Source organism: Vogesella mureinivorans (assembly GCF_007644035.1).
GTDB classification, from domain to species: Bacteria; Pseudomonadota; Gammaproteobacteria; order Burkholderiales; family Chromobacteriaceae; genus Vogesella; species Vogesella mureinivorans.
Window position 1 is genome coordinate 1 of record NZ_VMTV02000120.1, and the last position, 484, is coordinate 484.

At 68.0% G+C, this 484-nt stretch carries 1 protein-coding gene; it reads right to left on the reverse strand.

What is annotated here, in order from left to right; translation table 11 throughout:
• Window positions 1-44: 44 nt before the first annotated feature.
• Window positions 45-484, reverse strand: a 440-nt coding sequence (locus tag FLQ44_RS02910; protein ID WP_147692973.1) for a uracil-DNA glycosylase, incomplete at its 5' end; no start/stop codon positions are given.

Here is a 484-nt window from a genome sequence, read left to right on the forward strand (position 1 = left end):
TCCCGCCCATCCCGCCAAGTCAGATGCGGGCTGATGCATGCAATTCAAGTGCCCGCGGAACTCGCCAGCTGGGTACGCGGCGGCAGGCGCCAATCGACCGCGCCCGCGCGCGCGCCCTGCAGGTATCGGTTGGCCGCGGAAAAGTGGCCGCAGCCGATGAAGCCCCGATAGGCCGACAGGGGCGACGGATGCGGCGCCCGCAGCACTGCATGACGACTGCGGTCGATGAACTTGCCCTTGGCCTGCGCATAGCTGCCCCAGAGCAGGAAGACCAAGCCCTCGCGCTCGCGGTTCAGGCGTTCGATCACGGCATCGGTGAAGCCTTCCCAGCCCTTGCCCTGATGTGAACCGGCCTGCCCCGCGGCAACCGTGAGCACGGCATTCAGCAGCAACACGCCGCGTTGCGCCCAGGGCAGCAGGCAGCCGTGCTCGGGCGGCTCGACTCCCAGGGCACGCTCGATCTCCTTGAAGATATTGCCCAGCG